The organism is Bacillus australimaris (assembly GCF_001307105.1).
GTDB lineage: Bacteria > Bacillota > Bacilli > Bacillales > Bacillaceae > Bacillus > Bacillus australimaris.
This window is the reverse complement of record NZ_LGYN01000012.1, coordinates 170,409-196,734: the sequence shown is the minus strand read 5'-3', so window position 1 is coordinate 196,734 and position 26,326 is coordinate 170,409. Positions and strand designations below refer to the sequence as shown.

Genomic DNA, 26,326 nt, shown 5'->3' with positions numbered 1-26,326 from the left:
CTCTCAACGTCATTATAACGGGATACAAAGGCGGCATGTCAACAATCACACGCTTTTTTCACAATTTCACATATTCTTCTCATCATTATCCCATAATGTTTGATTATGATAAGGTCAAGGGAAAAAAGGGCATAGACAAAAGGCAGATGAATAGGTGCTTTTCATCAATGTGCGCACCTTGCTTTTTTTCTATGAACAAGTATTATATAATTTGACATATTGCCATCAAGTATTTTCAATGAACTTTCCATTAAGAGGACACGAGTCCTATCTACACATATGAATGAAACACGATGTAAAGGAGTGCAAGCGATGGATTTCCGAAGAGAAGATGAAGAGAATAAGATGAACCAACCAGAAAATGTGAATCAAGAGAATGAAATCAATCATCAAGAAAACACCCATCAAGAGAATGAGAAACAAATAGACGCACCAGAAAAAGAGAAAGAACTCGTTTTTCACCAGCATGAAAACGAAGCATCTGCCACTCAGGAAAATGTGACAAATCATTCTCCTCAAATGGTGGATGACCGTGCATCGAAAAAGGAGAAAAAGCGGAAGGCAGCATGGCTTAGCCCGATTCTTGGAGGGATTATTGGCGGGGGTCTTGTACTTGGCATTACACCGCTTTTGCCGCAGTCACAGGACACTGCTGCCAATACACAAACACAGACAGCATCAAGTGAGCCGGCAGCATCAGATAATTTCTCAACAAAACAAATCACCAATGCTACAAATGTCGCTGATATGGTAGAAGATTTAGAGCCCACTATTGTAGGGGTCTCAAACTATCAATCTACACAAAATTCATTTGGCCTGAGCGGTGATCAAACAGAAGCTGAAGCTGGAACAGGCTCTGGTGTCATCTTCAAAAAAGATGGCAAAAAAGCGTACATTATTACAAATAACCACGTAGTCGAAGGGGCTAATAAATTAAAGGTCACACTTTACGATGGGAAAACAAAAGACGCGAAGCTTGTCGGTAGTGACGTGATGACAGATTTAGCTGTTGTTGAAATCAATGCTGACGGCATTGATAAAGTGGCGAGCTTTGGTGATTCTTCTAAGCTGCGTGCTGGAGATAAAGTAATTGCCATTGGAAACCCGCTCGGTGCACAGTTCTCAGGTACTGTGACAGAAGGAATCATTAGTGGTCTTGATCGTACTGTTGAAGCAAATACGTCATCTGGTACAGTGGAGATGAATGTACTGCAAACAGATGCAGCGATTAATCCAGGAAACAGCGGGGGGCCACTGATTAATACGAATGGTCAAGTCATTGGTATCAACAGCTTGAAAATCAGTGAAAGCGGTGTGGAATCACTCGGTTTTGCGATCCCAAGTAACGATGTGAAACCGATCGTAGATGAGTTGTTGAAAAATGGAAAAGTCGAACGCCCTTACCTTGGCGTACAAATGATTGACCTTGAGCAAGTGCCTGAGACGTATCAGGAAAATACGCTCGGCTTATTTGATAAACAAATCGGTAAAGGCATTTACGTAAAGGATGTTTCAAAAGGATCACCTGCACAAAAAGCAGGCTTGAAATCTGGAGATGTCATCATCAAGTTCAAAGGGAAAGACGTAGTGAACAGCTCGCAGCTGAAAGAAATTCTTTACAAAGAAACAAAAGTTGGCGATAAAACGACAATGACTGTTATCCGTGAAGGGAAGAACAAAAATCTAGATATTACCCTTGGACAGTCAGATAACGAATAAATAAAAAAACAGGTGGCTGTAAAAGTCCACCTGTTTTTTTGTGCTTATTTTTTTGAAGCAAGTGTACGTAGTATGATGTGTTCCCATATGCTCCAAGGCAAGAGCTGCTTTGCTGTAAATGAAAGCCGTACGCCTTTCCCAACAAGATATCTGAGCCGTTTCAGTCGTTTCTTTTCGGCTAATCGAACAACAAGCTCTGCCACTTCACGAGGATCTCCGTAGCTGGATGTTTGTGATTCAATATGTGCCATCATTTTTTGATAGAGATTTGTGTATTTTGATTCTTCTGCTGGTTGAACCATTTGCTCTTTCATAGACGTGTTCCAAATATTTGTTTGGAAAGAGCCCGGCTCGATCAAGGCTGCCTGTATACCGAACGAAGCCAGTTCAATCCGCAAGCTTTCTGTATATCCTTCTAAAGCAAACTTAGACGATACATAAGGAGAAAGTGCGGGCATGCCCATTAATCCACTGATGCTGCTCATATTGAAAATTTTTGCACCACTCGTCATAAACGGCAGCACCGCTTGTGTCATTTCCATCACACCGAAGACATTCACTTCAAATTGCTGGCGGTACGTGTCGACAGGAACCTCCTCAGCAAAACCAGCATAGGCTGTTCCTGCATTGTTCACAAGCAGGGTTATGGGTGCATAGGCATGAAGCTTCTTCTGAAATAATTGAATCGACTGCGTATCCGTCACATCTAATGCTTCAATATGTATCATGCCGGATAAAGAGGCTTGCTCTATTTCTTCAGCGAGCTTTTTTGCATTGGCTTCCTGTCTGACGCCTGCAATCACTGTATAGCCCCGCTTGGCGAGACGCATCGTGATGAGCTTACCGAAGCCGCTATTGGCACCAGTTACAATGGCTGTTCTTTTCATCATCCGATTCTCCTTTTTGTTCTAACTTATCATAGTGAGATATTTTATTGAATAACGAAAAGAAGCTTGGAGAAGAATAAAAAGCGATGCTGTGAAATAGGAGGAAACACATGATGTGTTGGAAGAAGGCGGGACGAATAGGAGTGCTGCTCTTTATGCTGTCTGGCTGTCAATCAATTGAACCATTACAACAAACACACGAAGCAGAAGCAGAGAGTCTGTCCGCTGTTCAAATGAAGGAACTGCCATTTCAGCAGATGCATCTGCTTGTACAATATGGACAGAAAAACGAATTATACGAAGCCACCTACCGTCAGGCGAGAGGCAAAGAAGAAGCACTCATACGTGATCATATGAATGGTGTCCGCTATGAAGGGGAAGAAGCCTTACGCGAGATGAAGATGAAGCTGAATGATATGTCGATTCCTAGTGCAAAGATCAATGAAGCGTATGTAAATGAACTATTAGCTGCTTTTAATTTAGATGATGATTATCAGCGGATTCAGGTCGATTTGAAGCTCGAAGATGGGACCAAACGTACATTCCAAAAGAAGAAATAAACGAGACTTTCTCATTTTTTAATTGAAAATGATTTTCAAGATCACTTAAATCTGATACACTAAATTGAGAAAAGTGATCTTTTACGTCTATACATAGACGATGTTCAATATAAAAATTTGGATGAGAAAAGGAGCGTTTGAGCGGAATGAGTGCCATTTCTACTGAAGGTTTAAGCTTAGGCTACGGAGAAACAATGATCATCGATGAACTAAATGTATCAATCCCTAAGGGTGAAATCACAGTATTTATTGGCAGCAATGGATGCGGTAAATCTACGCTACTTCGCTCTTTGGCCCGTCTCATGAAGCCGATGGGCGGTTCAGTTCTTCTTGAAGGCCATTCCATTGCAAAACTACCAACTAAGGAAGTCGCGAAACAGCTCGCCATTCTTCCACAAGGACCAGAAGCGCCAGAAGGATTAACCGTGCATCAGTTAGTGAAGCAAGGCAGATATCCTTATCAAAATTGGCTGAAGCAGTGGTCCAAGCAAGACGAAGAAGCAGTGAATCGTGCATTGAAGTCAACAAAGATGGAAGACCTTGCTGATCGCACAGTTGATTCATTATCAGGTGGACAAAGGCAGCGTGCATGGATTGCGATGACGCTGGCACAAGAAACGGATATTATTTTGTTAGATGAGCCGACGACATATTTAGACATGACGCATCAAATCGAAATTCTAGACCTGCTATTTGACTTAAATGAAAAAGAGCAGCGCACGATTGTGATGGTTCTTCATGACCTCAATCTCGCATGCAGATATGCTCATCATCTTGTAGCGATTAAAGACAAGTCGATTTATGCAGAGGGAAGACCAGAAACAGTGATTAATTGTGATCTTGTGAAAAATGTCTTTGATATGAATTGCCAAGTGACAACAGATCCTTTATTCGGAACACCATTATGTATTCCGCACGGTAGAGGACGCTGTATTGTGCAGCAAGCGCAAGCCGAAACATTTTTGGCTGCAAGATAATCGTATGTCAAAAGCCTGATATCTGTGTCTCACAGAGTCAGGCTTTTTTCTGAAAAAGGAGCGGAACATTCATGGGAAATGAATTAGATGAAAAGCTAGAAGGCTTGCTTGATAAATATACAGAGCTGCTGCTTGGTGAATTAACAGACGCACTGAAACAAGATGTGAAACAGTGGATCATCTACTCTCATATCGCAAAAAGTATGTCGCCGCTAGCAAAACATTTCAATGAAACATATCCAGAAGCGAAAGAAGAGATCAAAGAAACGATTCAACGAATCAAACAGTTGAACGAAGCTCATCGGGCCAATAAAGACCGTTAAAAAACTGCCAGATCAGATCCAGACTGGCAGTTTTTTTCTTATGACATTTGTGATGATCCGTACGGGGATTGATCTGTCAGTGTTTGCTGGAATTTTTGATGTGCCTGCTGGAGCTTTTGCTGATCAGCCGCTTCAACAGAATACCAGCCATATCGGAACATGACATCATATAAATGTCTTTGTGTTTTCTGTGTTTCGAGTGCGATTCGCTGTATATCCTGATAAAGAGATTCATGACTGAATTCATTGAGCGCCGTGTTGTATCCGTTTGTCATATATTTTTCAGTCGATAAGAGATCTGTAATGAAATCACGATCGTTCATATTTGTTGTCGTAGGAACCGGCGTTTGTGGATTCCCGATTTTTTGTTGATTTTGCTGTTCCATGTTTTTTCCTCCTATTGCATAAAGCCAGAAGACTGGCCTTGCCCTGAGCTGCCTAAATGCTGAAGAATTTGTGTGTAGTGCTGATGATGCATTTGGCCAACTTGATTTAATTCTTGTTTCAATGTTTGGTCCTGGCAATGCTCGGCCATAAAATGAGCCTTTTTCATGGCGATCAAGTTCCAGTTCAGCATATCCTCTAAGTACAAGGAATCCTTCACTGATATGACTTGTGGGGGCATATTCATTTGCTGATTGTTCAACATGTGTTCCTCCTTACGATTTTGTTTCCTTACTGATTCTTTTTATATTGCTGATTTTGACTGGTTTTTTTCCCGCCTAGGTCTGCTTCCTGTGATGGACCTGCGTTTCCTTTTACACTGGCAGCACTGACGCCTGCTTTCGATGGGTTTTTCTTCAAACGTGACATGTGGACATCACCTCCATTCTTACAATTCCCTCTCATCTTTAATTCATACGCCGTAAAATAAGGCACATGAGAATGTGTAAATTTTTGAAATCTGCTATTGAACTGTTTCGTAAAATCTTTTAAGATAAAGAAAGAGGCATTGCTTTTTTTTGGACAAAAAATGAATGACCATTCATTCAAAATGTTTAGGGGGATATTTATGGGCAAACATATTCGCAAGGCGGCTGTCATTGGTTCAGGTGTCATGGGCTCAGGCATTGCTGCACACCTAGCCAATATCGGGATACCAGTAACATTGCTAGATATTGTGCCAAATGAACTGACAAAGGAAGAAACGGCGAAAAAGCAAACGCTTGATCACCCTAGTGTTCGGAATAGATTCACTCAAGAAGCGATGAAAAAATTGTTAAAGCAAAAGCCAGCACCTCTTACTTCAGCAAAAAACCTATCATACATCACACCCGGAAATCTCACAGATCACCTTTCCTTATTACACGATGCTGACTGGATCATTGAAGTTGTCACTGAAAAGCTCAGCATCAAACAACACGTATTCTCTCTCATCGACGAACACCGCAAAGAAGGCAGCATCGTATCAAGTAATACTTCCGGTATTTCGGTTGAAAAAATGGCAGAAGGACGATCAGATGATTTTAAACGCCACTTTTTAGGTACACATTTTTTTAACCCAGCCCGTTATTTAAAGCTCTTAGAAATTATTCCTATTCAAGAAACAGATCCAGAAGTACTTTCATTTATGAAAACGTTTGGCGAAAATGTACTCGGTAAAGGTGTCGTTGAAGCAAAAGATACACCGAACTTTATTGCCAACCGCATTGGTACTTATGGACTTCTAGTGACAGTGCGTGAAATGCTTGAGAACAAATACACCATCGGAGAAGTGGATTCTGTCACAGGCCCTCTCATTGGGCGACCGAAAAGTGCAACCTTCCGTACGCTTGATGTCGTCGGGCTCGATACGTTTTTTCATGTGGCCCGAAACGTATATGAACAAGTAGAAGGGAAGGAAAAAGAGATTTTCCAGCTGCCTGAGTTTATTGAAAGAATGCTCGAAAAAGGATGGATTGGCAGCAAGGCGGGACAAGGATTTTATCAAAAAAATGGGAAGGCCATTTTAGAGCTTGATCCTGTGACGCTCACATATGGAGAGCGCACGAAGCTAAAAGATCCGGGCATTGAGCTGGCAAAGCAGCAAAAGGGAACAAAAGCGAAATTGAAAGCGCTTATTTATCAGGATGGCCGTGCAGGGCAATTGCTCTGGAATATGACAGCGCCTGTTCTTCTTTATTCAGCCCATTTAAAAGGTGAAATTGCGGATGATATTCAGTCTATCGATCTTGCGATGAAATGGGGATTTGGCTGGCAGCACGGCCCATTCGAGCTGTGGGATGCGATCGGTGTGAAAAAAGCGGTCGAGCGCATGGAAGCAGAAGGTCACAGCATCCCGGCGTGGGTGCAAGACATGCTCTCAAAAGGACACGACACATTCTATCAAGAGAATGCCGAAGGAGAGCGAGCGTTTTATCAGAATGGCGCTTATGAACAGGAAAAAGGGAACGCCAAACATATTTCTTTAGCTAGATTGAAAAAGAAACATGGTGTCATCTTCAAAAATACGGGTGCGAGCTTGATTGATATTGGTGATGATGTCGCCTTGCTTGAATTCCATTCAAAAAGCAATGCGATTGGGCTTGATGTCATTGATATGATCAATCGCGCTGTAGATGAAACGGAAAAGAATTATAAAGGACTTGTCATCGGAAACCAAGGAAAGAACTTCTGTGTTGGTGCCAACCTTGCCCTGATTTTAATGGAAGCACAGGACGATAATTTCTTTGAAATTGACTTTGTGATCAGGCGCTTCCAGCAGGCGATGATGAAGGTGAAATATAGCGAGCGCCCAGTCGTTGCAGCACCGTTTGGTATGACATTAGGAGGCGGAACGGAGGTTTGTCTTCCGGCAGCAGCTATTCAAGCGTCTAGTGAAACGTACATGGGGCTTGTGGAAGCAGGAGTTGGTCTGATTCCCGGCGGCGGTGGAAACAAAGAATTATATCTTCGTCATCTGCAAGGATCAGCGAAGCCGTCACAGACCGCAATACAGGATGCCACGCTGAAAACATTTGAAACAATTGCGATGGCAAAAGTATCCACTTCAGCTGAGGATGCGCGGGATATGAACATGCTCCGCGTGAGCGATCGAATTAGTATGAACGGAGATCACCTGATCTATGATGCAAAACAACTAGTGCTCTCTCTTGATGAAGCCGGTTATCGTGCACCGCTTAAGCAAAAGGTGCCGGTCATGGGAGAAACAGGCTATGCAGCGATGATTTTGGCTGCTGAAAATATGAGACTGTCTGGATACATTTCAGAGCATGACATGACCATTGTGAAAAAATTAGCTCATGTCATTTCAGGCGGGAAACTGCCATTTGGAACAGAGGTAGAGGAGCAATACTTATTAGAGCTTGAAAGAGAAGCCTTTTTAAGTCTTGTAGGAGAAGTGAAATCACAGGCACGCATGCAGCACATGCTCGTCAAAGGAAAACCTTTACGTAACTAAGGGGGAGTCAAAATGAGAGAAGCAGTCATTGTCGCTGGCGCGAGAACACCAGTAGGAAAGGCGAAAAAAGGATCGTTAAAACATGTTCGGCCTGATGATATGGGCGCTCTATGTGTAAAAGAAACATTAAAGCGTGCCGGTGATTACGACGGACAGATAGATGATTTGATCATTGGTTGTGCGACACCAGAAGCAGAGCAGGGGTTAAATGTGGCCCGAAATATTGGGGCGCTAGCAGGACTTCCTTATACGGTACCTGCCATCACCATTAACCGCTACTGCTCATCTGGTCTTCAGTCGATTGCTTATGCGGGTGAACGAATTATGCTCGGTCAGGCAGACACGATCTTAGCCGGAGGCGTTGAATCGATGTCACAGGTGCCGATGATGGGGCATTCCATTCGTCCGAATGCGCTATTGGCAGAGCAAGCGCCTGAATACTACATGAGTATGGGTCACACGGCAGAGCAAGTGGCACAAAAGTATCAGGTCACAAGGCAAGATCAAGACGCCTTTGCGGTGAGGAGCCATCAAAAGGCAGCAAAGGCACTTCAGGAAGGAAAATTTTCAGATGAAATTGTGCCTGTTGATGTAACGGAACGACGGGTAGGAGAGCAATATCAATTAGAAGAGCATCCATTTACGTTCTCACAAGATGAAGGCGTGAGAGCAGGCACAACGGAGGAGATTCTCTCCACTTTGCGTCCAGCCTTCTCAACAAAAGGCACGGTAACCGCAGGGAACTCATCTCAAACAAGTGATGGGGCTGCGTGTGTGATGATGATGGATCGCGAGAAAGCCTCCTCACTCTCCCTTCAGCCGCTTGCTAAATTCAGAGCGTTTGCTGTTGGCGGTGTACCGCCTGAGGTGATGGGGATTGGTCCAGTTGAAGCCATTCCGCGAGCGCTGAAAATCGCCGGACTTGAGCTGAAGGATATTGGGCTGTTTGAATTAAACGAAGCCTTCGCCTCTCAGGCGATTCAAGTCATTCGTCATTTAGGAATTGATGAAGAGAAGGTCAATGTCAATGGCGGGGCAATTGCGCTTGGACATCCGCTTGGCTGTACCGGAACGAAACTAACGCTGTCACTCATTCATGAAATGAAACGGCGAAACGAACAATTTGGCATTGTCACAATGTGTATCGGCGGGGGCATGGGAGCAGCAGGTATTTTTGAATTGATCTAAAGGGGGAAATCAGGATGAAAGCATTGGAAGATGTAAAAAAGGGTGGAAGCTTCTTAATTGATGAGACGAATTATGAGCATATCTTTACACCGGAGGATTTTTCTGATGAACATCAAATGATTGGGAAAACAACAGAGGATTATATTTTACAAGACGTGGTTCCGCATATAGATCAAATTGAAAATCATGAGTTTGAGCATTCCGTGAGGCTTCTCAAAAAGGCTGGAGAGCTTGGACTGCTTGGAGCTGATGTACCTGAGGAATTCGGTGGGCTTGGATTAGATAAAATCAGTTCAGCCATCATTACCGAAAAATTCGCACGAGCAGGAAGCTTCTCACTTTCCTATGGCGCCCATGTTGGAATTGGTTCTCTGCCGATCGTACTGTTCGGAAACCAAGCGCAAAAGGAAACGTACCTGCCTGGACTCGCCTCTGGAGAAACCATTGCGGCGTACGCACTCACAGAGCCGGGCTCAGGCTCTGACGCTCTTGGAGCAAAAACAACCGCAGTCCTGAATGAAGCAGGAACCCATTATGTCCTCAACGGAGAAAAACAGTGGATCACAAACTCCGCATTTGCTGATGTCTTTGTTGTGTATGCAAAGATTGACGGAGAACACTTCTCTGCTTTTATCGTAGAAAAGGATTTTCCAGGTGTTAAAACAGGACCTGAAGAGAAAAAGATGGGCATTAAAGGATCATCGACGCGAACGTTAATTCTCGAAGATGCTCAAGTTCCAAAGGAGAATTTGCTCGGTGAAGCAGGCAGAGGTCATGTCATTGCCTTTAACATTTTAAATATCGGACGTTATAAGCTGGCAGTCGGCACAATCGGTGCCTCAAAGCGCGTTATTCAATTATCGTCAGAATATGCGAATCAGCGTAAGCAGTTCAAAACACCAATTTCTCGTTTTAGTTTAATTGGTGAAAAAGCAGCCAATATGTCAGCAAAGCTCTATGCGATGGAAAGTGCGGTTTATCGTACAGTCGGATTATTTGAACAGCGCATGGGACTGTTAAGTGAGGAAGAGCAAAAGGATGGTAAACAAATTGCTCAGTCCATTGCGGAATACGCCATTGAATGCTCTCTCTGTAAAGTACTTGGCTCTGAAACATTAGATTATATTGTGGATGAAGGCGTACAGATTCACGGCGGATATGGATTCATGCAAGAATACGAAGTCGAAAGAGCCTATCGTGACTCAAGGATTAATCGGATTTTTGAAGGAACGAACGAAATCAACCGCTTGCTTGTTCCAGGCACATTTTTAAAGAAAGCAATGAAAGGAGAGCTTCCGCTTCTTCAAAAAGCGCAAACCTTGCAGGAAGAGCTGATGATGATGATGCCAGAGGAGCCGGGTGATCAACCGCTTGATCAAGAAAAGTATTTACTCGCCCATGCGAAAAAGATCGCACTCATGGTATCTGGTATGGCAGCGATGAAATATGGGAAAGCATTAGACAAAGAGCAAGAAATCCTTGTGAACATAGCGGATATCGTCAATGAAATTTTTGCTGCTGAATCGGCGGTTCTGCGTACCGAAAAGGCAATCGCTGCATCAGGCGCAGAAAAGAACGCTCAAAAGCTTGCTTACACACAAATTTTCACACAGGAAGCGTTCCTAAAGATTGAAGCTCATGCGAAAGAATCCTTGATCGCAATGGAAGAAGGAGATTCACTCCGCATGAGTCTGTCAGCTCTTCGCAAGCTGACAAGATTTACCCCGATCAATGTCATCGCCAAAAAGCGTGAAGTGGCGAAACGAATTTTTGAAGCAGAGAAATATATTGTATAAAGTCGTTCAAAAGGTGCGGATTCAACTCCGCACCTCAGCGTGTAGACAAACCCTCGCATTCGGTGTCAGGTTTGCGCGCTGGTGCTCACGAATGTCAATTCGCTCCGCGCCAGTGCTCGTCCTTCCTAGACTGCAAAGGTTTTCTATCACGCTGAAAAGAAGACAAAGGGCTAAAATAAAGATCATTTTAGCCCTTTGTCAACAATCTGAGGTGCGGATTCAACTCCGCACCTTTTTGTAAGCATACATTTAGGTTTTTAAAATATTTTATGATAAAATGTTGTCACTATTTGCAGGAGGTGAAAATGATGGCTTTAGACTTTTATGAATACCCATCTTGCGGTACATGCCGAAAAGCAAAAAAATGGCTGGAAGCGCACAATAAAGACATCAACAGCATACATATCGTCGAAGAGACGCCTGATAAAGAAACCTTAAAAGCCCTTTACGAAAAAAGCGGTTTAGAGCTGAAGAAATTCTTTAATACAAGCGGACAAAAATACCGGGAGCTGAAGCTGAAAGATCAACTTCCTGCAATGTCAGAGGACGAGCAGCTAGAATTACTCGCGTCTAATGGAATGCTGATCAAGCGTCCGATTACAACAGACGGCAAACGAGTGACAGTTGGATTTAATGAAGATACATTTAAAAGCGTCTGGAAATGATGTAACTTTCGTTCAGATTGTGGTATCTTCAATATAGATTGTCAGAAAAGACTGGAGGGGTATTAAATGAGCACACCAAAAGATTTACGTTATTCTGAAGAACATGAATGGGTTAAAGTAGAAGGAGATAAGGTGCGTATCGGTATTACGCATTTTGCTCAATCTGAACTAGGCGATATCGTGTTCGTTGAGCTTCCTGAAGTAGGAGATAAAATCACAGCGGACGAGCCTTTCGGAAGTGTAGAATCAGTAAAAACTGTTTCTGAGCTTTACGCACCGATCAATGGCACAATCGTTGAAGTGAACGATGAGCTGGATGACAGCCCAGAATTCGTTAACGACTCTCCATACGAAAAAGCATGGATGATCGTTGTAGAACCAGCGGATGCATCTGAAATCGAGAACTTGATGACTGCTGAGCAATATGAAGAAATGACAAAAGAAGACTAATTCATGTGAAATTGGACACTCTACCTTTATGGGGGGTGTCCAATTTGTCTTTTCAAAAAGAACAGGTGGATATAACAGAGCATGTCACTGGGCGATTCAAAGAAAGCGGCATGGTGCTTTATCATCAAAATGAAGAGATTGGTACAATGATTAGTGAAAACCAATATGAACTGAAATCGGGTTATTCCTATGATCAAAATCGTTTTTATCGTCTAACGGATACATTGACAGGCGGGTCAGAAAAATATGTAGACTGTGACGATGAAAATGGCTGGTGCTAATCACAGATGAGACTGCAGTGAACAACAGCTGCAGTCTTTTTAATGCTGAGGCGCCCAATCTTTACAACCTGAATGAAAGATTGTAATCTAAGGAAGAAGTGAATCAACGTCAAAAGGGCCGGGTGATCGTGATGAATGCCGAGATAGAAAAGGTCATCATTGTAGAAGGTAAAACAGACAAACAAAAGCTAAAAGAAGTTATAAGTGAACCTGTTACCATCATTTGCACCAATGGCACGATTAGTACATCGAAGCTGGATCAGCTTGTGGACGATTTATTGGGGAAAGACGTTTACATATTAGCAGACAGTGACGATGCAGGCGACAAACTGCGGAAGCAATTTCGAAAAGAATTCCCTGAAGCAATTCATCTTTTTGTCGACAGAACGTACCGCGAAGTGGCCGCTTCACCGTCAGCCCACATTGCATCTATCCTATTAGCTGCAAACATTGATGTTCATTCGAAATATTTATGAGGGTGGACGTATATGAAAGAGATTGAGGAACACGAATTCAAGGAGATAGAGGACGATTTATTTCTTTTATACTTATATACACCGTTTTGCGGAACATGCCAGCTGGCAAAGAAAATGCTGGCAGTCGTAGATGCCATGCAGCCAGATGTACCATTTTACGAAAACAATTTAAACTACTCACCAGGCTTTGCGAAAGCATTTGAGATTGAGAGCGTTCCTTGCTTTCTACTGTTTAAAAAAGGCGATCTGGTACAAAAAGGCTATGCCTTTCACTCAGTTCCATATCTTCATGAAATGATTGAAACCGCTAAATAAAGCGGTTTTTTGTCATATTTCAAGCAATTCATTTGAAAATTTGTCGAGTTATTTATAAAGGACAAGCCGATGTTTGTAGAGAAATGTTATGTATAACCAAATGACAGGGAGGTTATACATGTGGAAAATGTGAAAGCCCATGGTAACACGGGGCAGCGTTTATTGTTAAAGCCGCTGCTCTCATCATCATCCTTGAAGATTACATTTGAGGCGGAAACTGACTCTTGTACATTAATTGTGGATGAACGTGGTGAAGTGAAGAAACTACCTGCAATTGAGTTATCGGATCTCATCTTTTATGGTGAGAGGAAAGAAATTCTACAATTATTAGATGGAGATTTGTCATTACAGCAGTTAATCAGCAGGGGACAAGTCAAAGTCAAAGGGTCATTCCGTGCGCTCCTAAGACTAGAGGCAGTGCTTTGGCTGACGAACGGTTTTTTTCGAAAAATGATAACGTAGTTGTTTACTTGGAAATTAGCGATTTACAGCGTTGACATATCTCGGGTAGCATGATATTCTACGTTAGTAAAAACATGAACATCACATAAAATAACATATTTTCTCTTATTAAGAGAGGTGGAGGGACGTGCCCTATGAAACCCGGCAACCGTCAGCATAGCTGAAATTGGTGCCAATTCACTCAAAGCCCCAATGCTTTGAAAGATGAGAGAAAGGCGAATTTAACATAAAAGGCCTTTCTGCTTGCGTTGCAGTTAGGTCTTTTTTACTGACCCTGCGTGAGGATAGAGTCTCCTGACAGCAGGAAGAATAAATAACATATGTGATGGCAACCTATAGATTCAGCAAGAAAGCAGGTGAACAGACTGTGATCCATTTACAGAATGTATCAAAAACGTACTATTCAAAAAGCGGAAATGTTGATGCCGTGAAAGACGTCAACTTAAATATTGATAAAGGTGAAATATTCGGAATTATCGGGTATAGCGGTGCAGGAAAAAGCTCGCTTATTCGCCTATTAAACGGTCTGGAGCTGCCAACAGAAGGAATTGTTGAAGTGGCAGGCAACCGAATCAATGAAGTATCGAATGCGAAACTTCGAAAAGCAAGACAAGAAATCAGCATGATTTTCCAGCACTTTAACCTACTTTGGTCAAGAACGGTGAGACAAAATATTATGTTCCCGCTTGAGATCGCAGGAGTACCGACTTCAAAACGGAGAGAACGTGCGAATGAACTCATTAAATTGGTCGGTTTAGAAGGAAAAGAAAATGCGTATCCGTCTCAGCTAAGCGGCGGGCAAAAGCAGCGTGTGGGCATTGCGAGAGCATTAGCAAATGACCCAAAGGTTCTTCTATGTGACGAAGCAACGTCAGCGCTTGATCCGCAAACCACTGATTCCATTCTTGAGCTTTTGGCAGATATCAATAAACGATTAGGGCTCACAATTGTCCTGATTACACACGAAATGCACGTCATTCGCAAAATTTGTCACCGTGTGGCAGTCATGGAAAATGGACGTATTGTCGAAGAAGGCGAAGTATTACGCGTCTTCAGACAGCCGAAGGAAGAAATGACGAAGCGATTTGTGAAACAGCTCGCTGAACCAGAGGAAGCGAAAGAAACAATTGAGCACGTCTTAGAGCGAGTGAAAGAAGGTCAGGTCGTACGGTTGTCCTTTATTGGCGATTCTGCCGAGCAGCCGCTCATCACAGAAATCATTCGATCCTTCAACGTCGATGTGAACATCCTTCAAGGGAAGATTTCTCAAACGCAGGAAGGCGCGTTTGGAACACTCTTCATCCATATTAATGGAGAAGAGACAGAGGTTGAAAAAGCCATCGCCTATATCCAAAGCAAACAGGTTGAAATCGAGGTGATGACACATGTTTGAGAAATGGTTTCCGAACGTTGATTTAGATGTCATCTGGAGTGCAACAGGTGAAACGGTGTACATGACACTCATTTCATTGGCATTTGCTTTTGCTATCGGGATTATCCTTGGGCTCCTGCTTTTCCTTACAGGGAAAGGCGGTCTTTGGGAAAATAAACCGATCAATGCTGTGATTGGTGCAGTCGTCAACATTTTCAGATCGATTCCTTTTATCATTTTAATTATTCTATTATTAGGGTTTACGAAATTCTTAATGCATACGATTCTAGGTCCAAATGCAGCACTCCCTGCCCTTGTCATTGGGTCGGCTCCATTTTATGCACGCCTCGTTGAAATTGCTCTGCGTGAGGTAGATAAAGGGGTCATTGAAGCAGCACGATCTATGGGAGCGAAAACGTCGACGATTATTTTCAAGGTATTGCTGCCAGAATCATTGCCAGCCCTTATTTCAGGTATTACCGTAACAGCGATTGCCTTAATTGGCTCTACTGCGATTGCAGGTGCAATTGGGGCAGGCGGACTTGGTGACCTTGCCTATGTGGAAGGGTACCAATCTGGAAATACAGATGTCACACTTGTAGCTACTGTGTTTATTCTCATCATCGTCTTTATTATTCAAATAATCGGTGATTTGATTACAAATAAAATTGATAAACGTTAAGGGAGGATTTATTCATGAAGAAATTGATTTTAAGTGCACTATTTCTAGCATTTGCAGGCATTCTAGCTGCGTGCGGTTCATCTAATAACGCTAGCGAAAGCAAAACCATTACGGTTGCGGCTTCAAAAACACCGCATGCTGAAATTCTTGAAGAAGCAAAACCGCTTCTAAAAGAAAAAGGCTACGATTTAGAAGTGAAAGTGCTTAGCGATTATAAAATGTACAACAAAGCGTTAGCTGAAAAAGAAGTGGATGCAAACTTTTTCCAGCATATTCCTTACTTGAACGAAGAAAATAAATCAAATAAAGATTACAACCTAGTAAGTGCTGGTGCGGTTCACCTTGAGCCATTCGGTATCTACTCTAAGAAATACAAATCAGTAAAAGATATTCCAAACGGCGGCACGATCATCATGACAAACAACGTAGCTGAGCAAGGCCGTATGCTAGCTCTATTGCAAAATGCTGGTGTCATCAAGCTTGATCCAAAGGTTGATACAATCAACGCAACAGTGAAAGACATTAAAGAAAATCCAAAGAATCTAAAGTTCAAAAAAATCGCACCTGAATTAACTGCAAAAGCGTACGAAAACAGTGAAGGCGATGCTGTATTTATCAACGTTAACTATGCGATCCAAAATAAATTGAATCCGAAAAAAGATTCAATCGAACTTGAAAAAACAAAGAACAACCCATATGCAAACATCGTTGCAGTTCGCAAAGGTGACGAAAAATCAGATAAGATCAAGACATTAATGGAAGTTCTTCACTCTGATAAAATCAAAGAATTCATCGATAAAAAATATGATGGTGCAGTATTACCTGTATCTGAATAACAACCTTCAACCTCGCTTCTATCAAAGCGAGGTTTTTTGTGTATTTTTTTAAATCTCGCTCATAATAAAAACGTACAAATGACCTGAAGGGATGGAATCAAGATGAATGAACAGCATATGAGCGGATCCATGCAGCAATCACTGACTGATTATAAAACCGCAATGGGTGAATTCCAAAAGAAAATGCCGGTGTTTGGAAAGAAATTCAATGAATTCACAGAGCAGTGCTTCCAGAGCGATTCTTTAACGCAAAAAGAAAAACAAATGATTGCCCTTGGCATCAGTATTCATGCACAGGATGAATACTGCATGATTTATCATACAAAGGGAGCGCTTGATCAAGGCGCAACAGAAGAGAATTTGCTGGAGGTTGTCAGCGTGGCAGCAGCGTTTGGCGGCGGAGCAGCGCTGAGCCAAGGAATTACGGTCGTTCAGCAATGTATTGATGAATTTGGAGGACAGACGCATTAAGGGAAGCAAAACATGGTATTTTTCCATATCAGGGAGTTGAGTGCTTCTCATTCGATTGTGTGAGAAAATATGCCAGCATAACGTGTCATATCCCTTTTGAGTAAAGCTGTATGTATTTGCTACAATAAAGCTACACTCAAGGAAGGGAATGGTTTATTATTTGTTCGGACCAAAGTACACTGGGATTGGATTATACCGCCGAGATGGAAAAGGCCATGCACCAAGCTCATGGCATGAGCTATGCAGAGTACGAAAGAGACCATGACTTACGGATGAAAGTGGAATATAAACGAGAGCAGTCCTATCGAGATGAGAAAAGACAGCTCGCAAAAATGAATATAAGGGGCTATTAATAGCTAAGGGGCGGGGAGAACAGTTTCCCGTCCTTTCTTTATGAAAACAGTCTTTTCGACATAAATCCTTTTATCTATCTGCTTTTTTTGTTAGAATTTTGAGAGCATCCTCTCACGCTTGTCGTGAATGTGTTGTATTCAGTTTTAATTTGTTATAAAATTAGAATGAGAATAAATTGAGAATAATGATTATTTTGGAGGTATCGATATATGACTGCTTCGACATTAACAATTAAGGACTTGCACGTTGAGATTGAAGGGAAAGAAATCTTAAAGGGTGTAAACCTCGAGATAAAAGGTGGAGAATTCCACGCAGTAATGGGACCAAACGGTACAGGTAAATCGACTTTATCTGCTGCAATTATGGGACATCCTAAATATGAAGTTACAAAAGGCAGCATCTTGCTTGATGGCGAAGATGTACTTGAAATGGAAGTAGATGAGCGCGCTCAAGCAGGTCTTTTCCTTGCGATGCAATACCCATCTGAAATCAGCGGTGTTACAAATGCTGACTTCCTTCGTTCTGCTATTAACGCACGCAGAGAAGAAGGCGATGAAATCTCTCTTATGAAATTCATCCGCAAAATGGACGAAAACATGGAGTTCCTTGAAATGGACCCTGATATGGCTCAACGCTACCTAAACGAAGGATTCTCAGGCGGGGAGAAAAAACGCAACGAAATTCTTCAATTAATGATGATCGAACCAAAGATCGCCATTCTTGACGAAATCGATTCTGGTCTTGATATCGATGCCCTAAAAGTTGTTTCTAAAGGAATTAACAAAATGCGCGGCGAAAGCTTCGGCTGCTTAATGATTACTCACTATCAGCGCCTGCTGAACTACATCACACCAGATCACGTTCATGTTATGATGCAAGGTCGTATCGTGAAATCCGGCGGACCAGAACTCGCGCAGCGTCTAGAAGCAGAAGGCTATGATTGGATTAAAAAAGAGTTAGGAATTGAAGACGAAACTGTTGGTCAAGAAGCGTAAGCGTTAGGAGGATTATTGATGACATTAGAAACGAAATTATCAGTAGATCAAGATTATGTCAAAAGCTTCTCCGAGAAGCATCAGGAACCGGCATGGATGAGCTCCCTTCGCTTACAGGCTCTTGAAAAAGCAGAAGACCTCCCAATGCCAAAGCCTGACAAAACGAATATTTCAAAATGGAATTTAACCAATTTCAAACAGCATACAGTCGAAAGTGCGCCATTTGGATCATTAGAAGAACTTCCTGAAGAAGTGAAATCTCTCATTGATTTAGAGGACACGGATAAGACAGTCTACATTCAGCGTGATCAAACGCCGGCCTTTTTGTCTCTTTCAGCTGAGGCGAAAGACAAAGGTGTGATCTTTACTGATCTTCATACAGCGATTCGTGAGCATGGAGATCTAGTGAAACAATATTTCATGACAGATGCAGTGAAAGTGGATGAGCACAAACTAACAGCTTTACATGCTGCTTTAGTCAATGGCGGAGCTTTCCTCTATGTTCCGAAAAACGTAGAGCTTGAAGCACCAATTCAAGCGGTTTATCTTCATGAAAATGACGAAACGACGTTGTTCAACCATGTCATCGTTGTAGCAGACGATCATAGTGCTGTGACATATGTAGAAAACTACATCAGTACGGCAAAACCGGAAGAAGCGATCTTCAATATCGTTTCTGAAGTGTTCACGGGTGCAAATGCCCGCGTCACATACGGTGCTGTAGATAACCTTGCAGAAGGTGTCACAGTGTATGTGAACAGACGTGGTATGGCAAATGGCCGTGACAGTAAAATCGAATGGGCACTTGGCTTGATGAATGATGGAGACGTCGTGTCTGAAAACATCACAAAGCTTATGGGCGATGGTACTTTCGGTGATACGAAATCAGTTGTTGTCGGCCGCGGGAATCAAACAGAAAACTTTACAACAAGCATCATCCACTTCGGTAAAAACTCTGAAGGGTATATCCTGAAGCATGGTGTCATGAAGGATCAAGCATCCTCTATCTTTAACGGAATTGGTAAAATCGAGCATGGCGCAACAAAGTCAAATGCAGAACAGGAATCACGTGTCCTCATGCTGAGTGAGAAAGCACGCGGTGACGCAAACCCAATTCTACTAATTGATGAAGATGATGTGACAGCAGGGCATGCTGCTTCTGTTGGACGTGTCGATCCAGTTCAATTGTATTACCTCATGAGCCGCGGGATTTCCAAAGAAGATGCAGAAAGACTTGTGATTTATGGCTTCTTAAATCCAGTTGTTAAAGAACTGCCGATTGAAGGAGTTAAAAAGCAGCTAATTTCTGTAATCGAAAGGAAAGTAAAATAATGAATATCAAAGACGTTCGTGAGCAATTTCCAATCCTTCATCAACAAGTGAACGGACATGATTTGGTGTATTTGGACAGTGCAGCGACTTCTCAAAAACCAAGAGTGGTCATTGATGCAATGAATGAGTATTACCGGTCTTACAACTCGAACGTCCACCGGGGTGTTCATACCCTTGGCACAAGAGCAACGGACGCATACGAGGGTGCGAGAGAGAAAGTTCGTGCATTCATCCGTGCTTCATCTGTCCAAGAAATTATTTTTACAAGAGGTACAACAACCGCACTAAACACGGTGGCGATCAGCTATGCTAGAGCAAACCTTAAAGAAGGCGATGAGATTGTCATTACGCACATGGAGCACCATGCGAATATCATCCCTTGGCAGCAGGCAGCAAAAGCAACTGGCGCCACATTGAAATATATTCCGTTACAGGAAGACGGCACGCTATCGCTTGAAGATGTGAAGCAAACCATCACACATCAAACGAAAATTGTCGCTGTCACACATGTCTCAAACGTATTAGGAACCATCAACCCGATTAAAGAGATTGCCAAAATTGCCCACGAACATGGGGCAATCATTGTCGTCGATGGTGCGCAAAGCACCCCGCACATGCAAATTGATGTTCAGGATCTAGATTGTGACTTTTTCGCATTCTCTGGGCATAAAATGTGTGGACCGACTGGTATCGGTGTACTTTACGGGAAGAAGGACCTTTTGAATAATATGGAGCCTGCTGAGTTTGGCGGTGAAATGATCGACTTTGTGGATCTGTATGATTCTACTTGGAAAGAGCTGCCGTGGAAATTCGAAGCGGGAACACCGATTATTGCTGGAGCAGTTGGTCTAGGAAAAGCAATTGACTTCTTAAATGACATCGGTATGGAGGAAGTCAGCCGTTACGAGCATCAGCTTGCCACTTACGCGCTTGAACGCTTTAAGGAGCTTGACGGTGCGACTGTTTATGGACCGCAGCACCGAGCTGGGCTTGTGACGTTTAACCTAGACGACGTCCATCCGCATGATGCGTCAACTGTTCTTGATACGGAGGGTGTCGCCATTCGTGCTGGACATCACTGTGCACAGCCGCTCATGAAATGGCTTGGCGTATCAGCGACTGCAAGAGCAAGCTTCTATCTGTATAATACAGAAGAAGAGATTGACCGGCTCATTGCAGCGCTCCGCAAGACAAAGGAGTATTTTACGAATGTCTTTTAATGTAAACTTAGACACACTGTACAGACAAGTGATTATGGATCATTATAAAAACCCGAGAAACAAAGGTGTGTTAAACGACAGCATCGTCGTCGATATGAACAACCCAACGTGTGGTGACCGCATTCGTCTTACGATGAAAATTGAAGACCAAAAAGTCACTGATGCGAAATTTGAAGGAGAAGGATGCTCGATTTCGATGGCATCTGCCTCTATGATGACGCAGGCGATTAAAGGGAAAGATATTGAAACAGCTTTGAACATGTCTCGGATTTTCTCCGATATGATGCAAGGAAAAGAATACGACGATTCCATTGATCTTGGTGACATTGAAGCGCTGCAGGGAGTAGCAAAATTCCCAGCACGCATCAAATGTGCAACATTATCCTGGAAGGCGCTTGAAAAAGGCGCATCTGCCGAAGATAACGGCAAATCATAAGATTGGAGTGAAAATGGATGGCTAAAAAAATGCCAGATGTTGGTGAATATAAATACGGCTTTTCTGATAAAGACGTTTCCATTTTCCGTTCAGAGCGCGGACTGACTAAAGAGATCGTTGAAGAAATTTCACGTATGAAAGAAGAGCCTCAGTGGATGCTCGACTTCCGTTTGAAATCTCTTGAGCACTTTTACAACATGCCGATGCCACAATGGGGCGGAGATTTAAATGCATTAAACTTTGATGAAATTACGTACTACGTAAAGCCATCTGAGCGCTCTGAGCGTTCTTGGGATGAAGTACCAGAAGAAATCAAACAAACCTTTGATAAACTTGGTATCCCAGAAGCAGAGCAAAAGTACTTAGCAGGTGTATCTGCTCAGTATGAATCTGAAGTTGTGTATCACAACATGAAGCAAGATCTTGAAGATCTAGGCATTGTGTTTAAAGATACAGACAGCGCATTAAAAGAGAACGAAGACATCTTCCGTGAACACTGGGCAAAAGTCATTCCTCCGACTGACAACAAATTTGCTGCGCTTAACTCGGCTGTATGGTCTGGTGGTTCCTTTATCTATGTACCAAAAGGAATAAAAGTAGATACGCCACTTCAAGCATACTTCCGTATCAACTCTGAAAACATGGGTCAGTTCGAGCGTACACTGATCATCGTTGACGAAGGCGCACACGTGCATTACGTAGAAGGCTGTACAGCACCAGTTTACACAACAAACTCACTTCACAGTGCGGTAGTTGAAATCATCGTGAAAAAAGGCGGTTACTGCCGTTATACAACGATTCAAAACTGGGCAAACAACGTCTTCAACCTTGTCACAAAACGTACGATTTGTGAAGAGAATGCAACAATGGAATGGATTGATGGAAACATCGGTTCTAAGCTGACAATGAAATACCCAGCAGTCATCCTAAAAGGTGAAGGCGCTCGTGGTATGACATTAAGTATTGCCCTTGCAGGTAAAGGTCAGCACCAAGATGCAGGTGCGAAAATGATTCACCTTGCACCAAACACATCTTCAACGATCGTATCGAAATCGATTTCGAAACAAGGCGGTAAAGTAACGTACCGCGGAATCGTTCACTTCGGACGCAAAGCAGAAGGTGCGCGCTCAAACATCGAGTGTGATACACTCATCATGGATAACAAATCAACATCTGATACGATCCCTTACAATGAAATCTTAAACGACAACATTTCATTAGAGCACGAAGCAAAAGTATCGAAAGTATCAGAAGAGCAGCTATTCTACTTGATGAGCCGCGGAATTTCTGAAGAAGAAGCAACAGAAATGATCGTCATGGGCTTCATCGAGCCATTCACAAAAGAATTGCCAATGGAATACGCCGTTGAAATGAACCGCTTGATTAAGTTTGAGATGGAAGGTTCTATTGGATAATAAAGAACATTGATACACAACGCTTTTTAAAGGCATTTAATTTCGAGTGATATCGTTATGATACCACTTGTTAATTAAATGCCTTTATGGCGTTGTTTTTTTTAGTGAATGGAGAAAAGTATACAGTTTGATCCCAACAAATGCCTCTTACTCACATGAATGATGGAATTACAAAAATCCATCCCTCCAATAACATCATAATTATCATGAAAGTCATCTTATTTTTCTTTGGACTCATTTTCATTTGAGAGAGAATCCTTTAATCAAACTTATCTCTAAATGAACATAAATACTTGCCACATTCAAATTAGTACTATATAGTTCTAATTATGACAAAGGTAAAATTGATGAATCAAAAACGTGTGCTCGAAGTAGCTGCAACATTATTTTTGGAAAAAGGGTTTGCTTATACAAGTATGGATGAATTGGTACGTGTAAGCAAAGTATCAAAGTCTAATGTGTATTATCACTTTTCTAATAAGGAGGAATTATTAGAAGGGGTCGTTGATTATTGGATTGACATGTATCAAGCTGCAATAGACGACGTAATTTCTCAGACCCAATTTTCAGTTGAAGATCGTATCCAACTGTTTTTAAAGCAATTATCACAAGGAGTTCAGTCAAGAGAGTTTAAGGGCGGCTGTCCATTTATTACTCTTTATATTCAAAGCCCTGCACAGTCCACGCACATAAAAGAAAAAATAGGTCTTTTTTTTACAGGATTACAAAAGAAAGTTTCTCTATTACTGAAACAAGGGGTAGAGAACGGGGAATTCAGGGATACGATTCAGATTGATGAGGTGGCATCACTTTTTATTACAAATCTTGAAGGAGCGTTATTTATTTCAGAAACATTGAAGGATGCAACGGTCATCACAAAAACAGCAGATCATTTATTTAACTTGCTTCGATAAAGAAGCATTTTTTTTAAATCAAATTAGTACTGAGTGGTACTAAAAGGAGACTTCATATGAAAACAGTATTTTTAACTGGTGGAACAGGCTTTATTGGAAAGCAATTAGTCGAAGAATTAGCCAAAGAGGATGTGAACATTCTTCTTTTAGTGAGGTCTAAAAGTAAAGCAGCACGTATTTTTCAAGAAAGAGGCATTTTAAAACAGGAAGTGATGCACTTTATTGAAGGAGATTTGACGAAAGTAGAGTTAGGTCTAAGTGCTGAGGATAAGGAGAGGGTAATGAAAACGGATGTGATGATTCACGCAGGAGGCCCAATGGATATTCAAGCGACAAGTAACGAGGCAGCTTCTGTCTTTTTAAATGGTGCCAAATACATTGGCGAATTAGCTAAAAGTATTCATCAATCGAAGGGCTTGCAGCGATTTATTCATGTTGTCGGTTATATGAGCCCCTTTGATGATGAAAATAGCAAGATTGCCATTGATGTGTTTAAAGAAGGAAACCATTATTTGAACATCAAAAATCCATATGAGAGAACAAAATTTTTAGCAGATCTTTATATCCGTCAACAGGCATCAGCACTAGGTTATCCGCTGTCTGTCATTAATCCGCCAACTGTCGTCGGCAGTAGTAAAACAGGGAGTACAGAGCAGATAGCAGGATTAGGTTTGCTTGTGACGAGTATGCGAAGAGGGCTCATGCCAGTGATTCCTGGAGGTAAGGGATATAGGCTGCCACTGATTTCAAACGATGAGTTTGCGAAGTTTATTGTGCAGGTTCTCAGGATCGAACAGCCAGCTATTCAAACATATACACTTGTTGAAGACAAACAGCACGATCAGAACATTGCCGAATTATTAAGTGCGATGTCGGAAAGTATGAATATGAGAGCACCAAAAATCTCTGTCCCAATGCCGCTTATGAAAACAATAATGAAAAGTGGAGTCAGTAAAATAACAAACATTCCTTCTGATGGACTGAATTTTATGACAAAAAGAACATTTTCAAATGCTTCAACGAAAAAAATGATGGGAGGAGATTGGTTCAAGAAGACGAGTGTCATAAAGTTTTTACCTGCCGTAGTAGCTGATTTGGATTATCGAATGATGCATCAAAACGTCCAGCATCATCATTTATTTAAACGAACATTATGTGAAAATAACACCCTTTACCAATTACAAGGAGAGGGGAAACCTTTTATTTTATTACATGGTTTATTGAGTGATGGAGAGGATTTATTCTCTTTAGCAGAAGAGCTTCATGAAAAAACGAGTCAGCCTGTATGGATCTTGGATCTTCCTGGCTTGGGGCGTTCTCCATTTAAAAGAGAGAAACATCTTCTAGATATCTACTTGAATGTAGTGAAAAAGTTATTGGAGAAAGCGACAAATGGTGCACATCTCATTGGTCATTCATTCGGTGCGTTTATCTTACTGGAAGCATTGGGACAAGGGTACATAGATAAGAAGTATTCAATCACTTTACTTCAGCCGCCAGTTGCCAAAAAAAATGCTAAATCGCTAAATGTTCCAAAATGGATGAACAAATGGACATTAAAATTAGCAACTCCTAATATGATAAAGCGTTATTTATTAAGTAATGGTTTGTTTGAAAAGGCGGAGAGCATCCCTGAACATTATAGTGAAAAAATCAGAAACAGCTTTACTTCTCCTAGAATTTTGAATACGACGGTTCAGCTTAACCATTTACTATTGAAAAATGATCACGGTGATTTCAATGAAGTAACAAAGGATAATATACATATGATTTGGGGGGAGTATGACAAAGGCTATTCTGCTCCATCGCATCTTGGTAAGGTTGATGTTGTTCCATCTGGTCATCATTTTCCTCTTAGTCATCCGAGTGAAACGGCAGCATTGGTCATAAAAAATAGTATACTAGCAGATGAGAGTTTGGGATAAATAAAGTATGTCGTAATTGAAATGAAATCGCAGTGCTTGTGGTCCCGCCAATGCACATCAACTGAAAGATTTTATAGCACCCTAAAACGAAAAAAGGTGATTTTTATCAAAAAAAGCACGATTTTTCGTTTTGGGTCTTTTTGATTAAATAGAAGTTAACTAAGTGCATAAAACTGATCTAAGGTTTTCGTCATATCATCAGATGCAGATTGTAAGATCACATCTTGTTCTAAAATCGCTGTTCCTTGTGCTCGGACAATATGAAATTGATGAAACCCCATCAAGTTTTGAAATATTTCTTTTAGGTAATGATGTGAAAATTCCAGAGGTGTGTAGCGATCGTTATTTGTGAAAATTGAGCCGCTTGCTTGAAGTAAAAGTACACGATAATCGTCAGTCATCAGACCAACTGAACCATCTTCTGTATATTTAAACGTTTCTCTCGCAATAAAGATATTATCTATATAATCTTTCATTCGTGAAGTCACATTGAAATTATGAACAGGTGACACGATCACAATTCGATGATGTGCTTTGAATTGAGCCAATAAAGCAGATGACGCAGCGGCGATTTTTTCTTCGGTAGCCGTTAATGTTTGTTCGGATGCTTGCTTATCCCAAATACCTAGCAGCTGTTCTTTTTCGATACGAGGAATTTCAGTTCCATATAAATGCAAAATGGTTGGTTCTTCATGAGGAAACCTTTCTTTAAACTGTTCTAAAAATAGTGTTTGCAGTTTGTTTGAATAACTTTCTCGATGAGTGAAATCTGGGTGTGCGTTAATGATTAATGTTTGCATGTACATGCTCCTTTTCTTTTGATAAGCTGAGTATAAAATATAAAGGTGACAAAACATGTCACCATATTCAAAAGG

30 protein-coding genes and 1 riboswitch are annotated in these 26,326 nt (G+C 41.7%); of the genes, 25 read left to right on the top strand and 5 right to left on the bottom strand.

The annotated features are described in order from the left end of the window. The first annotated feature begins 312 nt into the window (after positions 1 to 312). Positions 313 to 1,719 carry a S1C family serine protease gene (locus AKG37_RS07650; RefSeq protein ID WP_060698258.1) on the top strand — a complete coding sequence of 469 codons (1,407 nt, stop codon included), beginning with the start codon at positions 313 to 315 and terminating at the stop codon, positions 1,717 to 1,719. 44 nt (positions 1,720 to 1,763) lie between these two features. Here the strand turns inward: AKG37_RS07650 and AKG37_RS07645 are convergent, their stop codons facing one another. Further along, a complete protein-coding gene (locus AKG37_RS07645; protein ID WP_060698257.1) occupies positions 1,764 to 2,609 on the bottom strand; it encodes an oxidoreductase in 846 nt (281 codons plus the stop codon). Positions 2,610 to 2,719: 110 nt separating this feature from the next. Between AKG37_RS07645 and AKG37_RS07640 the strand changes: the two genes are divergently transcribed. The 3 genes from AKG37_RS07640 to AKG37_RS07630 all read left to right on the top strand — a co-directional run bounded on the left by AKG37_RS07640 (position 2,720) and on the right by AKG37_RS07630 (position 4,466). Continuing rightward, positions 2,720 to 3,166, top strand: coding sequence for a YusW family protein (locus AKG37_RS07640; protein WP_193391704.1), 447 nt, complete (start codon positions 2,720 to 2,722; stop codon positions 3,164 to 3,166). Positions 3,167 to 3,312: 146 nt separating this feature from the next. Continuing rightward, positions 3,313 to 4,143 carry an ABC transporter ATP-binding protein gene (locus AKG37_RS07635; protein WP_008347057.1) on the top strand — a complete coding sequence of 277 codons (831 nt, stop codon included), beginning with the start codon at positions 3,313 to 3,315 and terminating at the stop codon, positions 4,141 to 4,143. A 71-nt stretch (positions 4,144 to 4,214) separates the two neighbouring features. Further along, positions 4,215 to 4,466 carry a YusU family protein gene (locus AKG37_RS07630; RefSeq protein ID WP_060698255.1) on the top strand — a complete coding sequence of 84 codons (252 nt, stop codon included), beginning with the start codon at positions 4,215 to 4,217 and terminating at the stop codon, positions 4,464 to 4,466. Positions 4,467 to 4,504: 38 nt separating this feature from the next. Here the strand turns inward: AKG37_RS07630 and AKG37_RS07625 are convergent, their stop codons facing one another. From AKG37_RS07625 to AKG37_RS18520, 3 genes are read right to left on the bottom strand one after another with little or no spacing between them, the layout of a single operon-like run. After that, complete coding sequence (locus AKG37_RS07625; protein WP_060698254.1) at positions 4,505 to 4,852, bottom strand: spore coat protein; 348 nt, start codon at positions 4,850 to 4,852, stop codon at positions 4,505 to 4,507. Positions 4,853 to 4,863: 11 nt separating this feature from the next. Then, the gene (locus tag AKG37_RS07620; RefSeq protein ID WP_060698253.1) at positions 4,864 to 5,115 is read right to left on the bottom strand and encodes a hypothetical protein; all 252 of its coding nucleotides are present in this window, start codon (positions 5,113 to 5,115) and stop codon (positions 4,864 to 4,866) included. Between the two features lie 26 nt (positions 5,116 to 5,141). Next, a complete protein-coding gene (locus tag AKG37_RS18520) occupies positions 5,142 to 5,279 on the bottom strand; it encodes a YuzL family protein (protein WP_003212904.1) in 138 nt (45 codons plus the stop codon). 199 nt (positions 5,280 to 5,478) lie between these two features. On the opposite strand from AKG37_RS18520, the gene AKG37_RS07615 reads away from it, so the two are divergent. The 21 genes from AKG37_RS07615 to AKG37_RS07520 all read left to right on the top strand — a co-directional run bounded on the left by AKG37_RS07615 (position 5,479) and on the right by AKG37_RS07520 (position 25,451). Further along, a complete protein-coding gene (locus tag AKG37_RS07615) occupies positions 5,479 to 7,866 on the top strand; it encodes a 3-hydroxyacyl-CoA dehydrogenase/enoyl-CoA hydratase family protein (protein WP_060698252.1) in 2,388 nt (795 codons plus the stop codon). A 12-nt stretch (positions 7,867 to 7,878) separates the two neighbouring features. Then, entirely contained in the window at positions 7,879 to 9,054 is a 1,176-nt protein-coding gene (locus AKG37_RS07610; RefSeq protein ID WP_060698251.1) for an acetyl-CoA C-acetyltransferase, read from the top strand. A gap of 14 nt (positions 9,055 to 9,068) precedes the next feature. After that, on the top strand, positions 9,069 to 10,850 hold the full coding sequence (locus tag AKG37_RS07605; RefSeq protein ID WP_060698250.1) for an acyl-CoA dehydrogenase family protein: 1,782 nt from the start codon (positions 9,069 to 9,071) through the stop codon (positions 10,848 to 10,850). A 308-nt stretch (positions 10,851 to 11,158) separates the two neighbouring features. Continuing rightward, entirely contained in the window at positions 11,159 to 11,515 is a 357-nt protein-coding gene (locus AKG37_RS07600) for an arsenate reductase family protein (protein WP_060698249.1), read from the top strand. Positions 11,516 to 11,581: 66 nt separating this feature from the next. Then, positions 11,582 to 11,965, top strand: a complete 384-nt coding sequence (gcvH, locus tag AKG37_RS07595) for a glycine cleavage system protein GcvH (RefSeq protein ID WP_008347039.1) — start codon at positions 11,582 to 11,584, stop codon at positions 11,963 to 11,965. A gap of 44 nt (positions 11,966 to 12,009) precedes the next feature. Further along, the gene (locus tag AKG37_RS07590) at positions 12,010 to 12,246 is read left to right on the top strand and encodes a YusG family protein (protein ID WP_060698248.1); all 237 of its coding nucleotides are present in this window, start codon (positions 12,010 to 12,012) and stop codon (positions 12,244 to 12,246) included. 131 nt (positions 12,247 to 12,377) lie between these two features. Then, the gene (locus AKG37_RS07585; protein WP_060698518.1) at positions 12,378 to 12,722 is read left to right on the top strand and encodes a toprim domain-containing protein; all 345 of its coding nucleotides are present in this window, start codon (positions 12,378 to 12,380) and stop codon (positions 12,720 to 12,722) included. A gap of 12 nt (positions 12,723 to 12,734) precedes the next feature. Continuing rightward, positions 12,735 to 13,037 (top strand): thioredoxin family protein, encoded by a 303-nt coding sequence (locus tag AKG37_RS07580; RefSeq protein ID WP_060698247.1) that lies wholly within the window; start codon positions 12,735 to 12,737, stop codon positions 13,035 to 13,037. A 120-nt stretch (positions 13,038 to 13,157) separates the two neighbouring features. Next, positions 13,158 to 13,499, top strand: a complete 342-nt coding sequence (locus AKG37_RS07575) for an SCP2 sterol-binding domain-containing protein (RefSeq protein WP_060698246.1) — start codon at positions 13,158 to 13,160, stop codon at positions 13,497 to 13,499. 102 nt (positions 13,500 to 13,601) lie between these two features. After that, a riboswitch (SAM riboswitch) is annotated at positions 13,602 to 13,710 on the top strand. Between the two features lie 156 nt (positions 13,711 to 13,866). Then, positions 13,867 to 14,892: a methionine ABC transporter ATP-binding protein gene (locus tag AKG37_RS07570; protein WP_060698517.1), complete on the top strand. Its 1,026-nt coding sequence runs from the start codon at positions 13,867 to 13,869 to the stop codon at positions 14,890 to 14,892. After that, positions 14,885 to 15,553: a methionine ABC transporter permease gene (locus tag AKG37_RS07565; RefSeq protein WP_024423401.1), complete on the top strand. Its 669-nt coding sequence runs from the start codon at positions 14,885 to 14,887 to the stop codon at positions 15,551 to 15,553. The genes AKG37_RS07570 and AKG37_RS07565 overlap by 8 nt, the downstream gene beginning before the upstream one ends. A gap of 14 nt (positions 15,554 to 15,567) precedes the next feature. Then, a complete protein-coding gene (gene metQ, locus AKG37_RS07560; RefSeq protein ID WP_060698245.1) occupies positions 15,568 to 16,389 on the top strand; it encodes a methionine ABC transporter substrate-binding lipoprotein MetQ in 822 nt (273 codons plus the stop codon). 102 nt (positions 16,390 to 16,491) lie between these two features. Then, positions 16,492 to 16,860: a carboxymuconolactone decarboxylase family protein gene (locus AKG37_RS07555; protein ID WP_003212803.1), complete on the top strand. Its 369-nt coding sequence runs from the start codon at positions 16,492 to 16,494 to the stop codon at positions 16,858 to 16,860. 215 nt (positions 16,861 to 17,075) lie between these two features. Then, a complete protein-coding gene (locus AKG37_RS18990; protein WP_162838476.1) occupies positions 17,076 to 17,213 on the top strand; it encodes a YuzK family famiily protein in 138 nt (45 codons plus the stop codon). A gap of 210 nt (positions 17,214 to 17,423) precedes the next feature. Then, positions 17,424 to 18,209 carry a Fe-S cluster assembly ATPase SufC gene (gene sufC, locus AKG37_RS07550; RefSeq protein ID WP_007500355.1) on the top strand — a complete coding sequence of 262 codons (786 nt, stop codon included), beginning with the start codon at positions 17,424 to 17,426 and terminating at the stop codon, positions 18,207 to 18,209. 18 nt (positions 18,210 to 18,227) lie between these two features. Next, positions 18,228 to 19,541, top strand: a complete 1,314-nt coding sequence (gene sufD / locus AKG37_RS07545) for a Fe-S cluster assembly protein SufD (RefSeq protein WP_060698244.1) — start codon at positions 18,228 to 18,230, stop codon at positions 19,539 to 19,541. Continuing rightward, positions 19,541 to 20,761, top strand: coding sequence for a cysteine desulfurase (locus AKG37_RS07540; protein WP_060698243.1), 1,221 nt, complete (start codon positions 19,541 to 19,543; stop codon positions 20,759 to 20,761). The genes sufD and AKG37_RS07540 overlap by 1 nt, the downstream gene beginning before the upstream one ends. After that, positions 20,751 to 21,197: a Fe-S cluster assembly sulfur transfer protein SufU gene (sufU, locus tag AKG37_RS07535; protein WP_060698242.1), complete on the top strand. Its 447-nt coding sequence runs from the start codon at positions 20,751 to 20,753 to the stop codon at positions 21,195 to 21,197. The genes AKG37_RS07540 and sufU overlap by 11 nt, the downstream gene beginning before the upstream one ends. A gap of 17 nt (positions 21,198 to 21,214) precedes the next feature. After that, entirely contained in the window at positions 21,215 to 22,612 is a 1,398-nt protein-coding gene (gene sufB, locus AKG37_RS07530) for a Fe-S cluster assembly protein SufB (RefSeq protein WP_060698241.1), read from the top strand. A gap of 347 nt (positions 22,613 to 22,959) precedes the next feature. Next, a complete protein-coding gene (locus AKG37_RS07525; protein ID WP_060698240.1) occupies positions 22,960 to 23,526 on the top strand; it encodes a TetR/AcrR family transcriptional regulator in 567 nt (188 codons plus the stop codon). Positions 23,527 to 23,582: 56 nt separating this feature from the next. Continuing rightward, positions 23,583 to 25,451, top strand: coding sequence for an alpha/beta fold hydrolase (locus tag AKG37_RS07520; protein WP_060698239.1), 1,869 nt, complete (start codon positions 23,583 to 23,585; stop codon positions 25,449 to 25,451). A gap of 155 nt (positions 25,452 to 25,606) precedes the next feature. Here the strand turns inward: AKG37_RS07520 and AKG37_RS07515 are convergent, their stop codons facing one another. Beyond that, positions 25,607 to 26,251: an FMN-dependent NADH-azoreductase gene (locus AKG37_RS07515; protein WP_060698238.1), complete on the bottom strand. Its 645-nt coding sequence runs from the start codon at positions 26,249 to 26,251 to the stop codon at positions 25,607 to 25,609. Positions 26,252 to 26,326 lie beyond the last annotated feature (75 nt).